General features: G+C 32.9%; 21 protein-coding genes. 7 read left to right on the forward strand and 14 right to left on the reverse strand.

What is annotated here, in order from left to right; translation table 11 throughout:
• The 5 genes from ACTG3Y_RS07685 to ACTG3Y_RS07705 all read left to right on the forward strand — a co-directional run.
• Positions 1–446, forward strand: a 446-nt coding sequence (locus ACTG3Y_RS07685) for a glycosyltransferase (protein WP_439152343.1), incomplete at its 5' end; no start/stop codon positions are given.
• Between the two features lie 3 nt (positions 447–449).
• The gene (locus ACTG3Y_RS07690) at positions 450–1,412 is read left to right on the forward strand and encodes a hypothetical protein (RefSeq protein ID WP_439152344.1); all 963 of its coding nucleotides are present in this window, start codon (positions 450–452) and stop codon (positions 1,410–1,412) included.
• A 1-nt stretch (position 1,413) separates the two neighbouring features.
• Entirely contained in the window at positions 1,414–2,001 is a 588-nt protein-coding gene (coaE, locus tag ACTG3Y_RS07695) for a dephospho-CoA kinase (RefSeq protein ID WP_439152345.1), read from the forward strand.
• Positions 2,002–2,076: 75 nt separating this feature from the next.
• Positions 2,077–3,642 carry a sensor histidine kinase gene (locus ACTG3Y_RS07700; protein ID WP_439152346.1) on the forward strand — a complete coding sequence of 522 codons (1,566 nt, stop codon included), beginning with the start codon at positions 2,077–2,079 and terminating at the stop codon, positions 3,640–3,642.
• A gap of 9 nt (positions 3,643–3,651) precedes the next feature.
• The gene (locus tag ACTG3Y_RS07705) at positions 3,652–4,365 is read left to right on the forward strand and encodes a response regulator transcription factor (protein WP_439152347.1); all 714 of its coding nucleotides are present in this window, start codon (positions 3,652–3,654) and stop codon (positions 4,363–4,365) included.
• A gap of 17 nt (positions 4,366–4,382) precedes the next feature.
• Here ACTG3Y_RS07705 and miaA read toward each other — a convergent pair whose 3' ends face one another.
• From miaA to ACTG3Y_RS07740, 7 genes are all read right to left on the reverse strand, one after another.
• Complete coding sequence (gene miaA, locus ACTG3Y_RS07710; protein WP_439152370.1) at positions 4,383–5,300, reverse strand: tRNA (adenosine(37)-N6)-dimethylallyltransferase MiaA; 918 nt, start codon at positions 5,298–5,300, stop codon at positions 4,383–4,385.
• On the reverse strand, positions 5,293–6,168 hold the full coding sequence (locus ACTG3Y_RS07715) for an ion transporter (RefSeq protein WP_439152348.1): 876 nt from the start codon (positions 6,166–6,168) through the stop codon (positions 5,293–5,295). Before ACTG3Y_RS07715 ends, miaA begins: the two co-directional genes overlap by 8 nt.
• A 29-nt stretch (positions 6,169–6,197) precedes the next feature.
• Positions 6,198–7,559, reverse strand: a complete 1,362-nt coding sequence (locus ACTG3Y_RS07720) for an exonuclease domain-containing protein (protein WP_439152371.1) — start codon at positions 7,557–7,559, stop codon at positions 6,198–6,200.
• A 67-nt stretch (positions 7,560–7,626) separates the two neighbouring features.
• The gene (locus ACTG3Y_RS07725) at positions 7,627–8,286 is read right to left on the reverse strand and encodes a YggS family pyridoxal phosphate-dependent enzyme (protein WP_439152372.1); all 660 of its coding nucleotides are present in this window, start codon (positions 8,284–8,286) and stop codon (positions 7,627–7,629) included.
• Complete coding sequence (locus ACTG3Y_RS07730) at positions 8,276–9,514, reverse strand: DUF1015 domain-containing protein (RefSeq protein WP_439152349.1); 1,239 nt, start codon at positions 9,512–9,514, stop codon at positions 8,276–8,278. Before ACTG3Y_RS07730 ends, ACTG3Y_RS07725 begins: the two co-directional genes overlap by 11 nt.
• Before the next feature lie 8 nt (positions 9,515–9,522).
• Positions 9,523–10,410: a 3-hydroxyacyl-CoA dehydrogenase family protein gene (locus ACTG3Y_RS07735; protein WP_439152350.1), complete on the reverse strand. Its 888-nt coding sequence runs from the start codon at positions 10,408–10,410 to the stop codon at positions 9,523–9,525.
• Positions 10,411–10,512: 102 nt separating this feature from the next.
• A complete protein-coding gene (locus ACTG3Y_RS07740; protein WP_439152351.1) occupies positions 10,513–11,472 on the reverse strand; it encodes a Gfo/Idh/MocA family protein in 960 nt (319 codons plus the stop codon).
• Positions 11,473–11,615: 143 nt separating this feature from the next.
• On the opposite strand from ACTG3Y_RS07740, the gene ACTG3Y_RS07745 reads away from it, so the two are divergent.
• Entirely contained in the window at positions 11,616–12,257 is a 642-nt protein-coding gene (locus tag ACTG3Y_RS07745) for a protein-L-isoaspartate(D-aspartate) O-methyltransferase (protein WP_439152352.1), read from the forward strand.
• On the opposite strand, the gene ACTG3Y_RS07750 is transcribed toward ACTG3Y_RS07745, so the two are convergent.
• The 4 genes from ACTG3Y_RS07750 to smpB all read right to left on the reverse strand — a co-directional run bounded on the left by ACTG3Y_RS07750 (position 12,254) and on the right by smpB (position 17,748).
• A complete protein-coding gene (locus tag ACTG3Y_RS07750) occupies positions 12,254–14,095 on the reverse strand; it encodes a Xaa-Pro dipeptidyl-peptidase (RefSeq protein WP_439152353.1) in 1,842 nt (613 codons plus the stop codon). The genes ACTG3Y_RS07745 and ACTG3Y_RS07750 overlap by 4 nt on opposite strands.
• Positions 14,096–14,176: 81 nt before the next feature.
• Positions 14,177–14,698, reverse strand: coding sequence for a hypothetical protein (locus ACTG3Y_RS07755; RefSeq protein ID WP_439152354.1), 522 nt, complete (start codon positions 14,696–14,698; stop codon positions 14,177–14,179).
• A 10-nt stretch (positions 14,699–14,708) separates the two neighbouring features.
• Complete coding sequence (locus tag ACTG3Y_RS07760; protein ID WP_439152355.1) at positions 14,709–17,174, reverse strand: DUF5686 and carboxypeptidase regulatory-like domain-containing protein; 2,466 nt, start codon at positions 17,172–17,174, stop codon at positions 14,709–14,711.
• Positions 17,175–17,289: 115 nt separating this feature from the next.
• Positions 17,290–17,748: an SsrA-binding protein SmpB gene (gene smpB / locus ACTG3Y_RS07765; RefSeq protein WP_439152356.1), complete on the reverse strand. Its 459-nt coding sequence runs from the start codon at positions 17,746–17,748 to the stop codon at positions 17,290–17,292.
• A 90-nt stretch (positions 17,749–17,838) separates the two neighbouring features.
• Here smpB and ACTG3Y_RS07770 point away from each other — a divergent pair, with 90 nt between their 5' ends.
• Positions 17,839–18,594, forward strand: a complete 756-nt coding sequence (locus tag ACTG3Y_RS07770; protein ID WP_439152357.1) for a DUF6503 family protein — start codon at positions 17,839–17,841, stop codon at positions 18,592–18,594.
• Here the strand turns inward: ACTG3Y_RS07770 and ACTG3Y_RS07775 are convergent.
• From ACTG3Y_RS07775 to deoD, 3 genes are all read right to left on the reverse strand, one after another.
• Complete coding sequence (locus ACTG3Y_RS07775) at positions 18,580–19,464, reverse strand: histidine phosphatase family protein (RefSeq protein ID WP_439152358.1); 885 nt, start codon at positions 19,462–19,464, stop codon at positions 18,580–18,582. The genes ACTG3Y_RS07770 and ACTG3Y_RS07775 overlap by 15 nt on opposite strands.
• Before the next feature lie 126 nt (positions 19,465–19,590).
• Complete coding sequence (locus ACTG3Y_RS07780) at positions 19,591–20,133, reverse strand: GNAT family N-acetyltransferase (protein WP_439152359.1); 543 nt, start codon at positions 20,131–20,133, stop codon at positions 19,591–19,593.
• 4 nt (positions 20,134–20,137) lie between these two features.
• Positions 20,138–20,836, reverse strand: a complete 699-nt coding sequence (gene deoD / locus ACTG3Y_RS07785; RefSeq protein ID WP_439152360.1) for a purine-nucleoside phosphorylase — start codon at positions 20,834–20,836, stop codon at positions 20,138–20,140.
• Positions 20,837–20,862 lie beyond the last annotated feature (26 nt).

Raw genomic sequence — 20,862 nt, forward strand, 5'->3', positions numbered from 1 at the left:
TGTCTCTAAGGCTTCATAAACTAGGTTATAAAACTACCTTAATCAAAACGGCTTATGTTTTTCATAAACGACGCGTTTCTTGGTTAAAGTTTTATAAACAGGTTAACAAGTTTGGTATGGTTAGACCAATACTCAATCTTTGGCATCCTGACTCTAAAAGTTTAGTTTATTGGTTTCCCACAGTTTTTAATTTAGGATTTTTATTGTCAATTATACTTACAATATTAGGTGAAAGCAGAATTTTGTTTTTATATATAGCGTATTTTATAGTAGCCTTTGTATTAGCTTTATTTAATACAAAAAATGTAATTGTTGCTTTTCAGGCAATTTTTGCAATTATAATTCAATTCTTTGGATACGGTTATGGATTTTTAAAATCTACAGTTAACATTCAAGTGTTAAGGAAAGATCCTAAAGATGCATTTCCAGAGTTATTTTTTAAATAAGTTATGGGAAATTATAAAAATCTAAAAATATTCGATTTTTTAAGAAAGAGGAACGTCAAGCGATTTTCCATATTTTTTGCGCTAGCATTTCTATTCCTCATATTCTCTAAATTGACCAATGACTATAAACAAATCATCAAATTAAAAATTATTCTATCTGACCTTCCAGACGAGATTGTGTTGGAAAACGATTCATTAAATAGTCTTAATGCTTATGTTGAGGCCAAAGGATTTGCTCTTTTACCATTTATTTTTAAAAATTCTGAAGACATTCTATTAGATGCCAATACTGATGTATTACAACAATCAAATTATTATATGTTTGATGTTCAGAAAAACTTTTACATCATTGAAGATCAATTAGGCGAGTCATATGAAGTTATTTCTCTTAAGCCAGACACCTTAAAGCTTACCTATTCAAAAATGACATCAAAATATGTCCATGTACAGTTAAAATCAAATATAAATTTTGCTCCTGGTTTTGATATAAAAAATGGTATTCAGTTTAATATTGATAGCATCAAAGTAGTTGGTGCCAAGGCTGTATTAGATTCCATTAATGTATTATCAACAGAGGTTTTAGAGCTTAAAGAGGTGAATACCGACATTGAAGAAGTATTAAAAATAGATTTATCAAAAATTGATGGAGTAGACGTATTTCCCAGTAAAATTAATATAAGTGCAAAAGTTTCTCGATTTACGGAAGGCACCATAGAACTCCCTATTACAGTTATTAATAAACCAACAGATGTGTTAATTAATTACTTCCCAAAAAAAGTAACAGTATCCTACTATGTTGACTTGGATAGTTACAACAGTATTTCACCTGCAGACTTTATTATAGAGTGTGATTATTCCCAAGCCAGTGATAGTCAATCTTATTTAATTCCAAAAATTTCAAACAAACCTGATAATATTAAGCGTATAAATATTCAACAAAATCGAATAGATTTTATTAAATTATAATATGGTTATAGTAGGACTTACAGGTGGAATCGGAAGTGGTAAAACCACAATAGCCAAGTACTACGAGTCACTTGGTGTCCCTGTGTACATAGCAGATAAAGAAGCTAAGGAGTTGATGAGTCGTTCTAAGGTTATTAAAAGAAAATTAATTAAGTTATTTGGTGATGCTGCATACAATGAGGGTAAGCTAAATAGATCTTATTTAGCAGAAATGATTTTTAATGATAAATCGCTTCTAAAAAAAATGAATGCTATAGTACATCCTAAAGTGGCATCTCATTTTAAAAGATGGTTAAAAAAACAAGATTCTAAATATGTGATTAAAGAAGCCGCTATAATATTTGAAAATAGTTTGGAGCATCAATATGATTACATTATAACCGTAGTTGCAGATGAGGATTTAAGAATAAAACGCGTCACTAAGCGCGATAATTCTTCAGAAGAAAAAGTAAAGGCCATAATTAAAAATCAATGGTCAGATAAAGAGAAGATTATAAAATCAGATTTTGTAATTAAAAATAATGATTTAGAATCGGCTAAAGAACAAGCACAAGAAATTCATTACAAAATTCTTCATAAAATAGCTTAATTATATGTAGCGACCTTTTGTTAATGTAAGGTTAAACATAATTTGTACTAAATGTTAAAATGTTAAATTTGACCAATGGGCAAAAAGTTATTCATCTTATTGGTGGTATTAATGAGTTTGTCGCTCATTGGTATAATCTTTGTTCAATCATTTTTTATCAATAATAGTTTAGAAAATGAAGAGAAGAATTTTACCTTAAGTGTTAAGCGAGCTTTGAGTTTTGTGTCTCGAGATATCGAGGAAATGGAGTTGAGAGATTTTATAATTAGAATTCAACCTTATTTTGCACAAGCCGAAAAACCTGACTCAACACTTATACAGCAGTTATATGTTACTGCCGAAGATGATTTAAACGATAAAACCATTGTACACCGTAATACGGTGTTAGAGGAACGGTTTAAAGTGCCCTCATTGTTCTTTGAAATTGATGCTGATAGTATAATATTAAGTAATTTCTCTAATGATAGAATTACTAAAATTTATGGTAATTCAAAATTAGATGGTAATAGAAATATAACACCAGAGCAGACTTTAGCGGAGTATTCGTCTATGCCAGAATTAAGAAAGCAAATGTATGAAGCTACATTTAAAACATTACTCAGAGATATCCCTATTTATAAAAGGGTGACACCATTACAGGTAGAAACGCTTTTAGAAAGAGAGCTAAGTAGTGAAGGTGTAAATCTTGATTTTGAATTTGCCATATATGATGATGATTTAGCTACTAAAGTGCAAACTCAAAATTTTGAAAAGAAGGATGCTTATGGTATACCTATTTTTTTAGATAATAATAACGAAAGTAACTATAGGTTGTGGGTAGATTTTCCTGATAGAAAAAAATACCTGCTATCTTCTATTTTATGGATGATAGTACTTTCTATAATTTTTACATCTATTATTATAATTGCCTATTCTAGTGCTATATATCAATTAATAAAACAACGACAAATCTCGCAGATTAAAACTGATTTTATTAATAATATGACACACGAGTTTAAAACGCCTATTGCAACTATAAATTTGGCGTTAGACTCTATTAAAAATCCTAAAATAATTAATGATCAGGAAAAGGTGAAGCGTTATTTAGGAATGATAAAAGATGAGAACAAACGAATGCATGCTCAGGTAGAAAATGTATTACGTATTTCTAAACTAGAAAAGAACGAACTTAATATAAGTAAAGAACGAATTAAGTTACATGATTTAATTGAAGATGCAATAACGCATGTTGAGTTGATTGTAGAAGATAGAAAAGGATATGTAAAAACACATTTAGAAGCGGCAAAATCATCGGTACTGGCTAATGAGACACATTTTACAAACGTAATTGTAAACATATTAGACAATGCCATAAAGTATTCTGATGATTCCCCAAAAATCGATGTGTACACAGAGAATATAGGTAACAGCGTCATTTTGAGAATAGCAGATCAGGGTAGTGGAATGTCAAAACAAGTTGCTAAGCGTGTGTTCGAGAAGTTTTACCGAGAACATACTGGCAATGTACATAATGTAAAAGGACATGGATTAGGATTAGCCTATGTAAAACGAATAGTAGATGACCATCAGGGTCATATATCAGTAGAAAGCGAAAAAGGAAAAGGTAGTACTTTTATAATAAAACTGCCATTAATATCATAAAAACGAATCATGGAAGAACAAAACAAGAAAATTCTTTTGGTAGAAGACGATCCAAACTTTGGAACCGTTTTAAAAGATTATTTAATGATGAACGATTACGATGTAGTCCATGCCAAAAATGGAATGGAAGGTTTTGAAAAGTTCAAAAAAGACGATTACGATCTTTGCATCCTAGATGTAATGATGCCATACAAAGATGGATTTACTTTAGCCAAAGAGATCCGTGAGAAAAATGCGGATGTACCAATTATCTTTTTAACGGCAAAAGCCATGAAAGAAGATGTCTTAAAAGGATACAAAGTAGGTGCAGACGATTATTTAAATAAACCATTTGATAGTGAGGTACTATTGATGAAGATTAAAGCTATAATGCAACGTAAAGCTACGGATACAGTTGCCGATAGCAAACAGTTTGAGTTTAAAATAGGTCGTTTCGATCTTAACTCTAAGCTTCGTTTCTTAAAATTTGATGGTGGATATCCAACTAAGTTGTCTCCAAAAGAAAATGAGTTACTGCGTTTGCTAGCATTACACGAGAATGACTTAATGCCTAGAGAGCTGGCCTTAACAAAAATATGGCGAGATGACAATTACTTTACATCTCGTAGTATGGATGTTTATATTGCTAAACTGCGTAAATATTTAAAACCAGATCCAAATGTCGAGATTTTAAACATACATGGAGAAGGATTTAGGTTGGTTATAAATAATCAAGATAAATAATCAAAAAACCAGCTTTATTAAAGCTGGTTTTTCTTTACTTGTTTTTCGATATACTTTATTATGATACTGATGTCAGTATTATAATTAAACCATTTTATGGATTTATCTTTTCTAAACCAGGTTAATTGACGTTTTGCAAAACGCCTTGTATTCTTTTTTATTTCTGAAATCGCAAAATCCAATGTGCAATCGCCTGAAAAATAACTGAATAATTCTTTATACCCTACAGTATTTAAAGCATTGAATTCTTTAAATTCCATTAGGCTTTCAACTTCATCGATAAGACCATTCTCAATCATTATATCAACACGCTGATTAATCCTATCATAAATAATGGAACGCTCTGCATCTAATCCTATATTAATAGTTCTAAAATCTCTCGATTTTTCTGGTTGTGTTAAAAATGATGAATAGGGTTTACCAGTTCCAATACATATTTCTAAGGCTCTGATGATGCGTTGTGGATTATCTAATGCAATGGTATTGTAGGATGTAATGTCCAACTGTTTCAAGTTTTCTTGTAATGACTCTAAGCCAAATGTTTTTAGTTGATGATTAAGCTCTTCTCTAATTTTTGAATCTACTTTAGGGAAATAATCTAATCCTTTCGTAACTGCTTTTGTATAAAGACCAGATCCACCAACCATTACAACCATTGGGTTTGATTTATGAATTTCTGCTATTTTTAAAATTGCATCGCGTTCAAAATCTCCAACATTATAATTTTCTGTAATTGACTTATGTTGAATAAAATGATGTCTAGCGGCACTTAATTCCTCTGCGGAAGGTACAGCAGTGCCTATATACATCTCCTTATAAAATTGACGAGAATCTGCTGAAATAATTTCAGTATTAAAATGTGACGCTAGCTTTATACTTAAAGCAGTTTTACCAATAGCAGTAGGGCCAACTATTGAGATCAATATATTAGTCATGGTGTAATTTACAGCCGCATTTGTGACAATATTCTGCATTATCCTGATGCGTTTCTGCTAAACAGTTAACACAGCATTGGGTATTGAGGACAACAGTTTTTAACTGTTCATGCTCTTCGTCAGATAATTTTCTCTTTCCGTCAGAATTAGATGCTTTTGTATATTCTGCGGATACAATTCCTGTAGGTACAGCAATTATCCCATAACCCAAAATCATTATTAAGGTAGCAATAAATTGCCCTAATGGTGTTTGTGGTGCAATGTCACCAAACCCAACAGTTGTAAGTGTTACGATACACCAATACACGCTTTTAGGGATATTAGCGAATCCATTCTCTTCACCTTCTACCAAATACATAATAGTACCAAAGATTATTGCAGCGATTAAAACTGCAAACAAGAAAACGGCAATTTTAGCTCTACTTGCTTTTATGGCACTAGCCAATTGATTTGAAGCACCGAGATATCGAGCTAATTTTAATATTCTAAATACTCGCAAGAGTCTAAGTGCTCGCAAAGCAATTAAAGCTTGTGTTCCACCTAGAATTAAAGAAATATATTTAGGAATAGTTGAGAGCAAATCTATAACGCCATAAAAACTCAAGATATATTTTAATGAACGTTTTACAGAAATAATTCTTAAAACATATTCTATGGTAAACAGAATAGTGATTACCCATTCTGAAATGTCTAAAACAGCATGATATTTTTCATCAAAACTATTGACACTTTCTAACATTACTAAGACTATACTAGCTAAAATGGCAACTAGAAGGATAACGTCAAATAGTTTTCCAGTAGGTGTATCTGCCTCATAAATTATTTCATGAAGTTTAGTTCTCCAGTTATGTTTATTGGTGGATTCCATGTTCTAAAAATACGAAAAGTAAAACGACTTTAAAGCTCTATGATTTTCAACCTCTTATTTCGTCTCATATAACTTTGAATAATATGCTGTGTATCTCTGTTATTCTCCATCGGAGTTATTAAAGAAGCTAATATGTCTCTATTATTAATTTGATGATTTAAGTCAAAAAACCCTATACCCTTAAAAACACCATCTTCTACTAGGATAACACTTTTTTCGTTGATATCTCTTCCTCTGTCAATTAGGATCATATCCTTATTGTCATAGCTATTCATCTCTATTACTGCATTAGCACGCTTATTATATGAGTCAGTCGATTCCTCTGCTATGCACGCTCCCAAACACTCTTTAATATCGTAATTAAAACAACTTGTTTGTGTTTTATCTATGCCACACAATTTGGTACATAGTTGGTGTGTTTCTACCATTTTATTGATGAAGGAAATAGCACTTTGTCTATTAGTAAATGTTGTAATAGGTTTTTTATCATTCTTTATGTGGTTTATTCTTAAATTTACATAACCATATTCATCTGTAAAACTGTAAAGACCTTGTGTAAATTTACTTCGTTTAAGGGCTCTATTATGTATGGGTTTGTTAGCTTTTATTTCTTCACTTTCTTTAAGAAGCGCAACTAATTCACTGCCTGTTTTTTCGTATGTGACAGCTGCAACCTGAATTTGAATTTTCTTTGATTTAGAATTTGTATTCGTAAAATGCTGAGTTATTCGTTTTTTAATATTATTACTTTTTCCAATATAAATGATATTTCCATTAGCATCATGGATGTAATATACACCTGTTTCAGTGGGTAATTCTTCAATAATTTCTTTGTGGTTTGGTGCTAATCTAGATTTCTGTTCAACTTTTACAGCTTTTTTAATAATCGCTTTGTCTAAATCTTTATGAAGCAACATTTTAAAAAGTTTTACTGTTGCCAGTGCATCTCCATTTGCTCTATGTCTATCACTAACAGCAATACCAAGAGCTCTGGCCAATTTTCCTAAACTATAAGATTCCATTTCTGGAATAAGCTGCTGAGACAACTGTACCGTACATAACGTCTTTCTTTTAAAAGAAAAGCCAAGTCGTCTAAACTCAGTTTTTAATATTCTGTAATCAAAGTCGGCATTATGCGCTACTAAAATGCAATCTTCAGTAATTTCAACAATACGTTTTGCAACCTCGTAGAATTTGGGCGCATTTTTTAGCATGTTAGAGTTAATTCCAGTAAGGTTTACAACGAAAGGTTGAATCTCACGCTCTGGATTTACTAAAGAAATAAATTGGTCGGTAACCTTATGTCCATCAAACTGATATATGGCAATTTCAGTGATTCCTTCTTCATTATACTTACCACCTGTGGTTTCTATGTCAACAATTGCGTATATAGGCCTTGGATTCTAGGTTTATTATAAAGTACTAAGTTAAAAAAGTATTGCTTTTTTCAGAGACATTCTAAGCATAATTTCTGGCACCAAAAATACTACTACCAACACGTATCATAGTACTCCCACATTCTATGGCAAGTTTATAATCTCCGCTCATACCCATACTAACAGTTTCGAGTTCTGGGTTTAGAGTTTTGAGTTTGTCGAAAGTAGATTTTAAGAACTTAAATTCGTTTTTTATCTGTTGTTGGTCTTCAGTAAATGTTGCCATTCCCATTACACCAACTATATTGATGTTTTCAAGTTCCGCAAATTCTTCTGATTGTAATAGAGCATTAGCATCTTGAGCGGACATACCGAATTTACTGTCTTCCTCTGCAATTTTTATTTGAAGTAAACAATCAATGATTCTATCATATTTTTCTGCCTGCTTGTTAATTTCTCTAAGTAATTTTAAGCTGTCCACACCATGTATTAAGCTAACAAATTCTGCCATATACTTTACTTTATTCCGTTGTACATGACCAATCATATGCCATTTAATATCCTTTGGCATTTGTTCATGCTTTTCAGCCATCTCTTTTATTTTATTTTCGCCGAAAATTCGCTGACCTGCATTGTAGGCTTCCATAAGGTCGCTTACAGGTTTTGTTTTTGATACAGCGACTAAAGTAACTTCTTTTGGTAAGGTAGATTTTATATGTTGTAAATTTTCTTTAATATTCATAAATCGTAATTCCACTTCTTAGTTTTGGCAGAATGTAGGTGCTTTTTGGTGGCATTTTTAAGCCTTCATCTGCAATTTGTTTCATTTGGTTAACTGTTGGTGGGCACATACCAAAACCAACTTCAAAATCCCCACTGTCTACACTAGACTTTATAGTTACTATTTCGTGTCTACCATTAACATACTCGATACGATTGTCATTGCGTAAATCGTTAATGTCTAGTATTGGTTGCAGTATAGTTTTATATAATAAGTGTGCGTCTAATTGATCTAAAGCGGTTTTGAATTTATAGTTTGTTTTTCTTAAGTACAAGGAATAAAACTCACCATCTAAATACATACTAAAATGATGAGGTTTAGAAGGATGATATGGCATTATACCTCTATTTTCTATTCTAAACATTTCATCGAGCTTTATTAAAAACTCCTCTTTAGTTAAACCATTAAGATCTTTAATTAATCGACTAAACTCATAGATGACCAAATCCGATTCCGGAATAAGATAAGACATAAAAAAATTATACGACTCCTCTCCAGAATGATCAGGATTCTTAGATTTTTCGTCTTTGTATAATAAAAAAGAAGAAGCTGATCTATGATGTCCGTCTGCTATGTAGATGGTTTTCATTTGATTAAATTCTTCCTGAATTGTAGTTATAACATCTTTATTATCAATTTCCCATAGATAATGTGTGTCTCTGTAAGTCATAGTAAATTCAAACTCAGCATAACCTTTTTGAGTTTCTTTTATAATGGCAGATATCACATTGTTATCTGGATAAGTGAGTAGTACTGGCTCCGCATTAAAACCAACATTCTGCAAATAATTTTTAAATGTTTCTTCGCGTTTAGTAATTGTTTCTTCGTGTCTTTTTATGATATCTTTTTCGTACTCTTCAGCGCTCGTCGCTGCAATTATACCATTAAACTCCTGACCGTGCCTATTTACAATTTTGTAGACATATAAGGATGGCTTTTTATCTGTAACAAATATTCCATCTTCCTTAAATTCATCATAACGATTTTTTACTAATCTATAACGCTCTTCACCTGTGATGACCTGGTCGTATTTATATCCAGGATTTACAATATGGAGAAAGCTATAGGGATTATAATCCATTCTAGATTCGCGCTCGTCAATTGTATAGCTTTGGTATGGACGTGCTGCAACAAGACCTACAATGGCCCTTGTTGGTTTTACTGCTTTAAATGGAATTATTTTAGCCATATATTATTTTACACGAATTGGCTTGAAACTTTTTCTGCCTTTCTGCTTTCAGAATAATCGTAAAATCCTTCACCAGATTTTACACCTAGTTTACCTGCTCTTACCATATTGACCAATAGAGGACAAGGAGCATATTTTGGGTTTTTGAATCCGTCGTGCATTACATTCAGTATAGATAAACACACGTCTAATCCTATAAAATCAGCTAATTGTAAAGGACCCATTGGATGTGCCATACCTAATTTCATTACGGTATCTATTTCTTCTACACCTGCAACACCATTGTATAATGTTTCTATAGATTCATTAATCATAGGCATTAAAATACGATTTGCCACAAAGCCTGGATAGTCATTAACTTCTGTTGGAATTTTACCTAACTTTCTAGCTAAATCCATAATAGTATTAGTAATAGTATCACTAGTGCTGTAACCACGAATAATCTCAACTAATTTCATGATTGGTACTGGATTCATAAAATGCATACCAATCACTTTATCTGGTCTCGAAGTAACAGCTGCAATCTGAGTAATTGAGATTGAAGATGTGTTTGTAGCTAAAACTGTATCTTCATCGCAAACTTCGTCAAGTTGCTTAAAAATTTTAAGTTTTAAGTCTACATTTTCTGTTGCTGCTTCAACAACAAGGTTTACAGATTTTACACCAGTAGTAATATCGGTATGAGTTGTTATATTTTTTAATGTGTCTTGTTTATTAGCATCTGTAATTATTTCTTTCGCTACCATCCTGTCTAAATTCTTAGAAATGGTTGCCATGCCTCTTTCAAGCGAAGCTTCACTAATATCTATAAGTTGAACTTTAAATCCAGATTGCGCAAAAGTATGAGCTATTCCGTTACCCATTGTTCCTCCACCAATTACTGCTACGTTTTTCATTAAAATATTATTTTATTAGTCTCAAAGGCTCTCGAAGAGACCTTCTTAAGTTATTTGTTTTTTTCGTTCATGATGTCTACGAGAGCCTTAGACATCAAAGAATTAAAATTGATTAATAATCATTGTTGCTACACGAAGAGCTTCAGTTCCATCATGTAATGTCACTATAGGCGTAGAATTCGTATTAATAGCATCAGCAAATGTTTCAAGCTCATCGAGTATAGCGTTATTATTTTCTACTTCAGGATTATCAAAATAAATTTGCTTTTTTACTCCTTCTGCGTTTTGTAGAATCATATCGAAATCACCAGGATTTTCTGGTGCATCCTTCATTTTTACAACTTCGCATTTCTTTTCAAGAAAATCTACGGAGATATAAGCATCTTTTTGAAAAAAGCGTGTTTTACGCATATTTTTTAAAGAGATTCTACTCGCAGTAAGATTTGCCACACAACCATTTTTAAATTCAATACGCGCATTTGCTATGTCTGGTGTATCACTAACTACAGAGACTCCACTCGCAGAGATATGTTTTACAGGCGACTTAACAACACTAAGAATGATATCTATATCATGAATCATTAAATCCAAAACTACGGGAACGTCCGTTCCTCTCGGATTAAATTCTGCCAAGCGATGTGTTTCTATAAACATAGGATTTTCAATTTTATCCTTAACACCAATAAAGGCAGGATTAAAACGCTCCACATGACCTACCTGACCTTTTACACCATGTTCAGCAACTAGCGTACGAATAGTCTCAGCTTCTTCAACCGTGTTTGTAATTGGTTTTTCAATAAAAATATGTTTGCCTTTATTTATAGCAAGTTTTGCACAATCATAATGAGACAGTGTTGGAGTTACAATATCCACAATATCTACAGCATCAATTAATGCATCTATGGTATCAAAATACGTATATCCAAATTCTTCTACGACACGTTTAGCATTTTCAGGATCTGCATCATAAAATCCTACAAGCTCGTATTTGTCGGATTGATTAAGTAGTCTTAGATGAATTTTGCCTAGGTGACCAGCACCAAGAACACCAGCTTTTAGCATGTTTTTCAGTTTTTAACAAAAATAGGCGTTTTCATTTAGAAATTTAAAAAAGAAAATATAAAAAACTGCGTATTCAATAATTGAATTTAGTGATTGGATTTTGCTTTTCTTTGAGTTAATTTAGCGTGAAACTAATCTAAGATTTGAAAGATACATTTAAGCATAAAGGCATGCGCCAGCAATTGGTTGATACAGTTGCAAAAAAAGGTATTAAAGATGAAGCGGTTTTAAAGGCAATCGGCAAAATACCTAGACATCTTTTTATGGATTCTGGGTTTATAGATCATGCCTATGTTGATAAAGCATTTCCAATTGGGGCAGATCAGACAATTTCACAACCTTTTACCGTTGCTTACCAAACCGAATTATTAAATATTAAATCTGGTGATAAGGTTTTAGAAATCGGAACAGGCAGTGGTTATCAATGTGCAGTTTTAATTGAACTTGGAGCAAAGGTTTATAGTATAGAACGTCAGCAAGAACTGTTCAAAAAAACCTCTAAATTCTTACCTAAAATAGGCTATAGAGCAAAAAAACTTATTTTTGGTGATGGTTATAAAGGCCTGCCAGAAGAAGCACCATTTGATGGTATTATTGTTACTGCGGGTGCACCTTTTGTTCCAAAACCACTATTAAGTCAGTTGGCTATTGGTGGTCGATTGGTAATACCAGTAGGGCAAGACGTTCAAGTCATGACACTATTTATCAGAAAAGGGCCAAAAGATTTTGAAAAGCATGAATATGATAAGTTTCGATTTGTTCCTTTATTAGAAGATAAAAATTAATCTACAAATTTCTTGTACGCTTCTATACCACCAACAACAGGTAAGGTTAAACTTGTTTTGTCTAACTGAATTGTTAATTCCGTACCAGACTTTGGGTGCAACGTAAAATCTTTATCACTTGAAAATATCAACAATCCAATTTGCTGACCAGCATTAATGATTTGATCATCTGGTTGTAAATCGAAAGTTACCGTATAATATTTACCAGGAACTAAGTCTTCTTCTTGGGTCAATGATTTATAATTTTTTGGATCTGCCCAACCACGAGTAATAATATTATCAGTAATTTTAAAATCATCACCTTCTTGCCATGGTAATGATACTAACCATACAGATAAATTTGCAGCTGATTTGCTACTGCTCAGTGTAATACTCACTTTTGGTAATCCAGATATATGCAAATCAGATTTTAAAGTTGGTGTAACGTACAATAGTCTGTTTTTAGAATTTGATGTAGTTGCGTGCGCTTTGCCAGAAATTGAGGCATCATCAGAGAATGTTTCTATACCTTCAGTTCCTTGTTCTAAAGTTAATCCGCCTTTTGACATCCCACCAGAAGTCAAATTTAGAGTCACTTCAGAAGCATCTGGATTTGGATAATCTTTATACGCTATGGGTTGTTGTCTGTCATCGTATTCTCTAACAATATAGGCTTTGTTTTCTTCTTTGTCTATACCATTATCTACACCATGTAAGTATTTAGTAAACCATTTATTCATCATAGTTAGTGGAGGTGGACCACCATGGCCATTTTGGTGATAGTATATCTGAGCAGGTAAACCTTTCTCTTTTGCTGCTTTGTATATTCTGTAACTATGCTCTGGCATAACATTCCAATCGTTAAAACCATGAGACATTAAAAGTGCAGCATTCATATTATCCATTTGATTGAGATAATCACGACCTGCCCAAAATTCGTTATAGTCACCAGTTTCTCTGTCCATACCATTTCGCATTTCTGTATCTCTCACCGTTTCATTATTGTACGGTCGTTTTGCTTCGTCTCCACTATGAATATAATCATACAAAACATCAATATCTTCACCCAAATAGCCACCTGGTGAACGTACTAAACCATTAGAACGATAGTAGTGATAATAAGAGGTGTTTGGTGCAACAGGGATTATAACTTCCAATCCATCTACACCTGTAGTTGCAGCTGCTAAGGGAAGCGTTCCATTGTAAGATGTTCCTGTCATTCCAACCTTTCCTGTCGTCCAATAGGCTACAACTTCTTCGTCTCCATCAGGACTTGTATACCCTTTGGCTCTTCCGTTTAACCAATCAATTATCGCTTTTGGTGCTAAGGATTCATTTGGCCCACCTACAGTTGGTGCGCCTTGTGATAAGCCTGTGCCAGGTGAAGATGAATGTACCACAATATAACCTCTTGGTACCCATTTTCTAACCTGAGAATTTGAGATGATTGGTCGCTTTCCACGTCTTGTGACTTCTGGATGCGTGCGTTCAGGACCAATTTCCCCTAATTCATGATTCACATCCCAAAAAACACCTTCTACATCTGGTGCCACACCAGCATAATATGGACTGGTCTCATATATAACAGGTAGCTTTAAACCTTCAGATTCTGTTTGTTGAGGTCTGGTAACATCCACATGCATTCTATCTGGTTGTCCGTCTCCATCTGTATCAAATTCTGTTTCAACCCACAGATCGTGACGTATCCATTTATCTGGATTTTTAAAGGCTTCTACAACTTGTGCTTCACCATCTTTAAAAACAGGTTCTGCTTTTTCAGCAGATTGTTGAGCACAGCTTAAAATTGAAAATGTAAGCGCAACAACAAAAAAGAATTTTGATTTTAATGAATACATCATACCAGAATAGTTTTATAAATAATTCTGATAAAAATAAGGACTAAAAGTTAGACCTCAAATGGTTTTAAGATTTGTTTGATATTATTGTTTTGGCAAGTAGTCTTCAGGTATAGGATTCTCTTCAGATTCTTGCATCCAATAGATATTAATAATCCACCATCGTTTGCCATCATTCAAGAGCTGAATACTGTTAATACCTCTCATAAAAGGTTCTATGTCACTTTTGCTATTAAAAGATTCGTAAGTGCTAAAAATCTGTGTAATATTTCCAAAAGAATGCGTTTCTCTATTGATTTCAACTTCATGAAATCCATTTTCGAAAAGCCATTTACCAGAGGATTGAATATAATCGTCTGTAGTCATATATCGTACTGTATGGTTGCCATCATTTGTCTTACCAGTAGGAATCAACTTTGCGTCTTTATGGAACAGGTATTTGAATAAATCCCAATCGCGTTGTACACCTGCATCACCAGAAATCACTGCATATAGAGTTTCGATTGTGTTATCTAAAGTTGCTACATGTTTTGAGTAGTCTTTGGTTTCTCCTTGGGTATTAAGTCCTAAAGAAGAAACAAACAGAATAAATAATAGTTTTTTCATCCTAATAAAGTTAAAAGAATTTCAGCCCAAACAAAATGGCATCACTTTGAAATCCGCTTTGGTACGACCTTATATAATCTACTCTTAAGAAACGCCATTTTCCCCAACCAATGTTGTCTACTCCAATAGTATATTCCTGGTAAGGTTTAAAATCTGGTGTTGCTAGTAAATGTGCACCTACAACCAGATTAAAGTTTAGCTTATTAATCAATGGAACTTTTCCTAGCAAGAAACCGTTAAAATCGTGTTCAGCATGAGCTTCTAAATAGGCATCGTTTGTGCTACCTGCATAATAAGGTAAATTATTGAATACATTTGTGTAATTGCCTTCTGTACTTACATGCGTTAGATTACCGTTAAAGTGCTGGTAATCTATAAAAGTGATATCGTCTGCATTAAAAAATTTACCTGCTCTTAGGTTATATCTAAATCGTCCTTTGTCTGCAATATTAAAGGTTTGATATATTCTGGCTTTTATTTGATCAAAGTTATAATCGCTATTTGTGGCGCCAAAACCTTTTTCGTAGCTCAAAACTAAGGTTGGGTAAGCATCATTACCAATATTAAATTTACTATCTGGATAACTTAAATACTCTTGCCCAAAATTAATTTGAGCTGTAATGTTGGTTTTTACAATGTTATGTGTTTCGAAAGGAGCAATACCATAAGCCGTTTCATCTAGTGGATTATTGCTGGTGTATATATCATTTTCTTCATTCGTAAACACTTGGTCTGTGGTATTGAATAATGCATTGCGTCTTTCATAGCTGAATTGTGAAAACAATCGAAAACCATTAAATAGTTCTTCTGAATAATTAAGTTGTAGATAAGCCTTATCGTACAATTTCATATAGTTATCTTCAAAAAACAAAGTGCTTATGGAGTTTATAAAGGGTGTGATTGGATTAGACGGATTAAACTGTGCTGTTATAACTCCACCAGAAAGGGTTAAAAATCGTCTACTTGTGTTATTAAATTTATAGGTTATTGAGCCTGATGCTCTTAAACGCTCATCCGAAAATCCATACTGTAAACTAGCATTAGCTCTAAAGAAGTGCTTAAAATCATCGTAGTCTTTCGTGAAAAATAAATTCGCCTTTGCGGTATAACCTTGAACTGTATTAAATTGAATACCACCTATTGGAATATCATCACCATAACGAATATCCTTATGAGAGTTTTGATACATGTAACCTAAGATATCTCCAAGCTTAAACTTATTATTCACGCGATCTATAGAATCTAAATACGGTTTAGAGTCCCTGATAAATTGAATACTGTCCTTTTTTACATAATCCGTGCGCTCTTCTGTAGTTAATGGAACAGGTCTTATAGTTTTCCAGAACAAAGAATCTTTTTTGTTAGCGTTATCTTCAAAAGCTACCATCTCTCTACCAAAATCTTTTTTACTCAAGCCTTCGTTAAATTCATAATTACTATAAACCGCTGTAAAACGACCATCGCCTTTAATACCTAAAAATTTATATTTAAAATCAATACTCTGGGATATTAACGCCCAGATTTTATCAGTTTCAGAGTAGGAGAAACTTTGTTTTAATGAGATAATATCTACTGCAGGAATGCGCGCTTGTACACCTGTGATATCTAATTCTAAACCATAAAGCGTCCACTGATCTTCGACTATATAAATTGTACCTGCAAAAACAGGATCATTTTCTCGTTTAGGAATTGCACTAATTTTATTGATGAGATTTCCGCGTTCATCAAAGAACACACCTTCTAGCTTGTAACGATAGTAACCAAAGGCATTATTTGCAATAGGAGATACTATTTCATTGCCAAACTCAATTGTATTATTGTAGAAATTAAAATCGACATCTATGGCATTATTGAAACTAAATCCATTGTCGTTGCCACTAACTTTCGATGCTGTTATTTTTTCCTTGAGCTTGTTTGGTCTTAAATATTGAATTTTAGAGATGGTTTCAGATAAATAAATTATTCCACTGCGTGTAGAATCTAATCCACCACCTAAGTCACCAACTTCCTGACCCAAAATCTTTTCTGGTGCATCTTTTATTCTAATTAATCCTCTTGAATAAAAGTCGGCCTTAAATGAATTTATTTTTTCAATATTTTCTTTACGTTTCGCAATAACCTTTCGCATTATGATATCAGCAGGATTCTCTTCAGAATTAACCAATACTTCGTCTAGAGAGACAGATTCTTCCTCCAGGACGACATCTATTTTATAAGGTAATTTATCAATTGCTACTTTTTTCTTTACAGTTTTGTAGCCAATGAAGGTATAGATGATGGTATAGGTTTTTGGCTCTGTAATGTTGAGCTCATAATAGCCATCGTCATTACTAGTTGTACCCTTATAAGTGTTTTCTATAAGAATGTTAACAAATGGAATAGGCTCGTTGTTTTGATCGGTTATATTACCAATAACCTGGGCCGAAACTATTGAACTAAATGCAATAAGTAAAACGCTTAGAAACTTTTTTATCATGGTGTTTGATTGATGGTTCTATAGTATATAGACGCAATTTTAAAACCAATAGTTGCCTATATAATTTCAAACATAGATAAAAATAGTACTATTAGAAGTTATAGCTATCTTAAAGTTATCGATAAGTTTTCTTAATACGGTCTAGATGACGTTTATTGTCTCTGTCCTTAATAGTTTCGCGTTTGTCAAAGAGTTTTTTTCCTTTAGCCAAGGCTATATCTAGTTTAGCCAAACCTCGTTCATTAATAAATAAACGCGTTGGGATGATAGCATTACCTTTAATGTTGACTTCTTTTTCGAGTTTTTTTAGTTCTCGTTTATTGAGAAGTAATTTGCGTTCTGCTTTTGGTCTATGGTTGTAATAATTACCATAAACGTATTCTTGTATGGTCATATTAATAACAAACAACTCTCCACGATTATTAAATTCGCAAAAACTTTCGGCAATGGAAGCTTTACCAGACCTAATGGATTTTATTTCCGTTCCGGTTAAAACAATTCCAGCGGTATATTTATCCAATAGCTCGTACTGGAATTTTGCTTTTTTGTTTAGTATGTTGACCGTTTTTTGCATGGTTAGCAAAGGTAAATAAATTATAAGTATTTTAAGGCCGACTTGTTATCTAATCGCTAGATTTACGACTTCTAAGATTAAAGTATACAAATGAAGTATCTCACCATTTTTATCATTGCACTCTTGCTTTATACTTGTAAAGGCGATAACAATAAAAACTCACTTTCAGCAAATGAAATAATTAATAGATCTATTGAGGTTTCAGGAGATGATAGGTTTAGTCGGTCGAATATCACGTTCGATTTTAGAGATAAATCTTATGCAGCTAAACGTTTAGGTGGTAAGTTTTCTTATGCCAGAATGTTTAAAGAAGATTCTTTAGTTATTACTGATTTTTTATCTAATAAGGGTTTTAGACGAATGATAGGCAGAGAAATAGTAGAAGTAGAAGATTCAATGCAAATTAAATATTCTGCTTCGGTAAATTCTGTTCACTATTTTTCTGTTATACCTTATGGTTTAAATGACAAAGCTGTCAATAAAGAATTACTAACAGATGAGCAAATAAATAATAAAAGCTATTATAAAATTAGAGTCACTTTTAAAAAGGAAGGTGGCGGAGAGGATTATGAAGATGTTTTTGTGTATTGGATTAACAAACAGACTTATAAAGCAGACTATTTAGCTTATTCTTATAATGAAGAAGACGGTGTAGGAATGCGTTTCAGAGAAGCCTACAACGAACGTTACGTTAACGGATTACGCTTCGTAGATTACAATAATTTTAAGACGGAAGACGCTTCTGTTCAACTTTTGGATTTAGGTGAAGCTTTTGAACAAAATCAACTAAGGTTGTTATCACAAATAGAACTTAAAAATGTTGAGGTTAACTTAATCGACCTTTAACACTGTTGATGTTTTGGTATCATCAGTTACTGTGACAATATAAAGATTTGCATTATTATCATCGGCAATCATATCATACTTTTTCTCATTTAAAAGCGCATTGGTAAACATTGGTGTTGTATTGCTATGGCCAACAATTAGTACTGTTTTACCTTTCGTCTCTTTCATAAATTTCTCGACTTTCATATCTCTAGGATCATAAAAACTAAGTATAACATTATTTGCTTTTGCAGTAGGTGAGGCTGTTTCTATAGTTCTATTATATCTGGTTGAGTACACCATATCAAACTTCACATCTTTTAGAACATTTGCCCAGTTTTTTGCACGCTTAAGTCCTGCTTCTGTAAGATGTGGATCTCTATTTGTTTTGTCAGAACGGTCTTTTTCAGCATGACGAATTAAATAATACGTTGTTGTAGTGGTTTTTACTTCTTTTTGATAAGGCCCTTCCCAAATAACTTGCTCTATCATCCATTTGCTATCGTCTTTAGATAGTAGAACATAGTCAATTCCCCATGCAGCAGTGACTTTTGCAGAAGCAATATGATTACCTATATCTAAAACTTCAACGTTTCTAATTTTATTTTCATCTCGTGTACGCCCCTCATCCTTCATGTCCTGAACAAACTTCATGGCTTTAGTGTAGGTCATATCATCATAATACTCGTAATCGCCAGTTTCTTTGTTTTTCCAGTAGCCAAATTTGTATAATCTTGGTTTTATGGCAGCTTTAAGTTTGGTTGTATCTCCTTGGTAAAAAGCGTCAATATAATTATTAAGCGTTGTTTCAATTTGCGTTTTATCAGAAGATTCTTGAGCAAAACATATCAACGAAAAGAAAAGTGTGAAGGCTAAAACAAGAGATTTCATTTTAAGTGTGTTTAGTTAATACTCAAATATATACTAGAATAGAAGTGTTTTTTCAAAAAGTATGTTAAAATCAAATATCTAAACAATCCTAACTATCAACCGGATATAATTGTGATTGTCAATCAACTAGTTTAGAAATTTATACATGGTGTGCATGCCTCTGAATTCGGATTGTAATAGTTTAAAACCCAAGTTTGTACTAGAACCATAGTTATAGCGCTGTTTCTCATAGAAGCTCAAAGCTTGTTTTTGAGAATCCATGGCCTTCAGCCAAATTATATAATTTCCTTTTTGGACTGCTTTCTGCTCTATCCAATTTAGTAGTTGTGCTGCAACACCTTTGCCCTGAGCCTCAATTCCTAAATAAATTCTATTTAAGTATGTGGCTGGTTCATTCTTAAAATCGTTGTAAGTATCGTTAAAAATGAATCTAATTATTCCAGCTAATTTAGAGTGGTAGTAAACAAAATAGTATTCGGCATTCTTATCTGATAAATCTGCTTCTAAATTCGCATGACTGTAAAATTTATTGAAATAAAAGCTACAATCTTTATTTTTCCAAAGATGCTCGTAGGCAGGCGGATAAATACGTTGTATCAACCTCATTAGTTGCGGTTGATTATCAATTTTAATAGCCTGAAGTTGGATAGAATCTGAAATAGAAATCATTATTCTAGGCGAGTTCTAGTGCTATTTCTATCATACTTTTAAATGTTGTTTCACGCTCTTTACTTGTAGTGCGTTCTCCCGTAACTAATGAGTCTGAAATGGTTAGAATTGCTAGGGCATTTACATTATGTTTTGCAGCAACTGTATATAATCCTGCCGCTTCCATTTCAACGCATAATACACCAAATTTTGACCATTTCTTATAGGACTCAATATCGTCCTCATAAAACTCATCCGAGGATAAGACATTTCCTGCTTGTATAGGAATGTTTTTTTGTTCGGCTGCTCTTATGGCCTTCATAAATAATCCAAAATCAGCAGTAGGAGCGTAGTCTGCTCCGCCAAAACGAAGTTCATTAACTCCAGAAGTTGAAGAGGCTGCCATGGCTAAAACTACGTCCCTGATTTTTACATGTTTTTGATAAGATCCAGCACTTCCTACTCGTATTAAATTTTTAACTCCAAAATCTTTAATAAGCTCATTAGCGTAGATTGAAATACTTGGAATTCCCATTCCAGATCCCATCGAAGATACGTGCTTACCTTTGTAAGTGCCTGTATAGCCATACATGCCTCTAACTTCATTAAAGCAAACTGGGTTATCAAAAAAAGTTTCTGCAATCCATTTAGCTCGTAAAGGATCTCCTGGTAATAAAATAGTTTCTGCTATATCGCCTTTCTTGGCACCTATGTGTACACTCATATTACAAAGTTACACATTGTTTTAGT

This window comes from Winogradskyella sp. (assembly GCF_965656915.1).
Taxonomy (GTDB): domain Bacteria; phylum Bacteroidota; class Bacteroidia; order Flavobacteriales; family Flavobacteriaceae; genus Winogradskyella.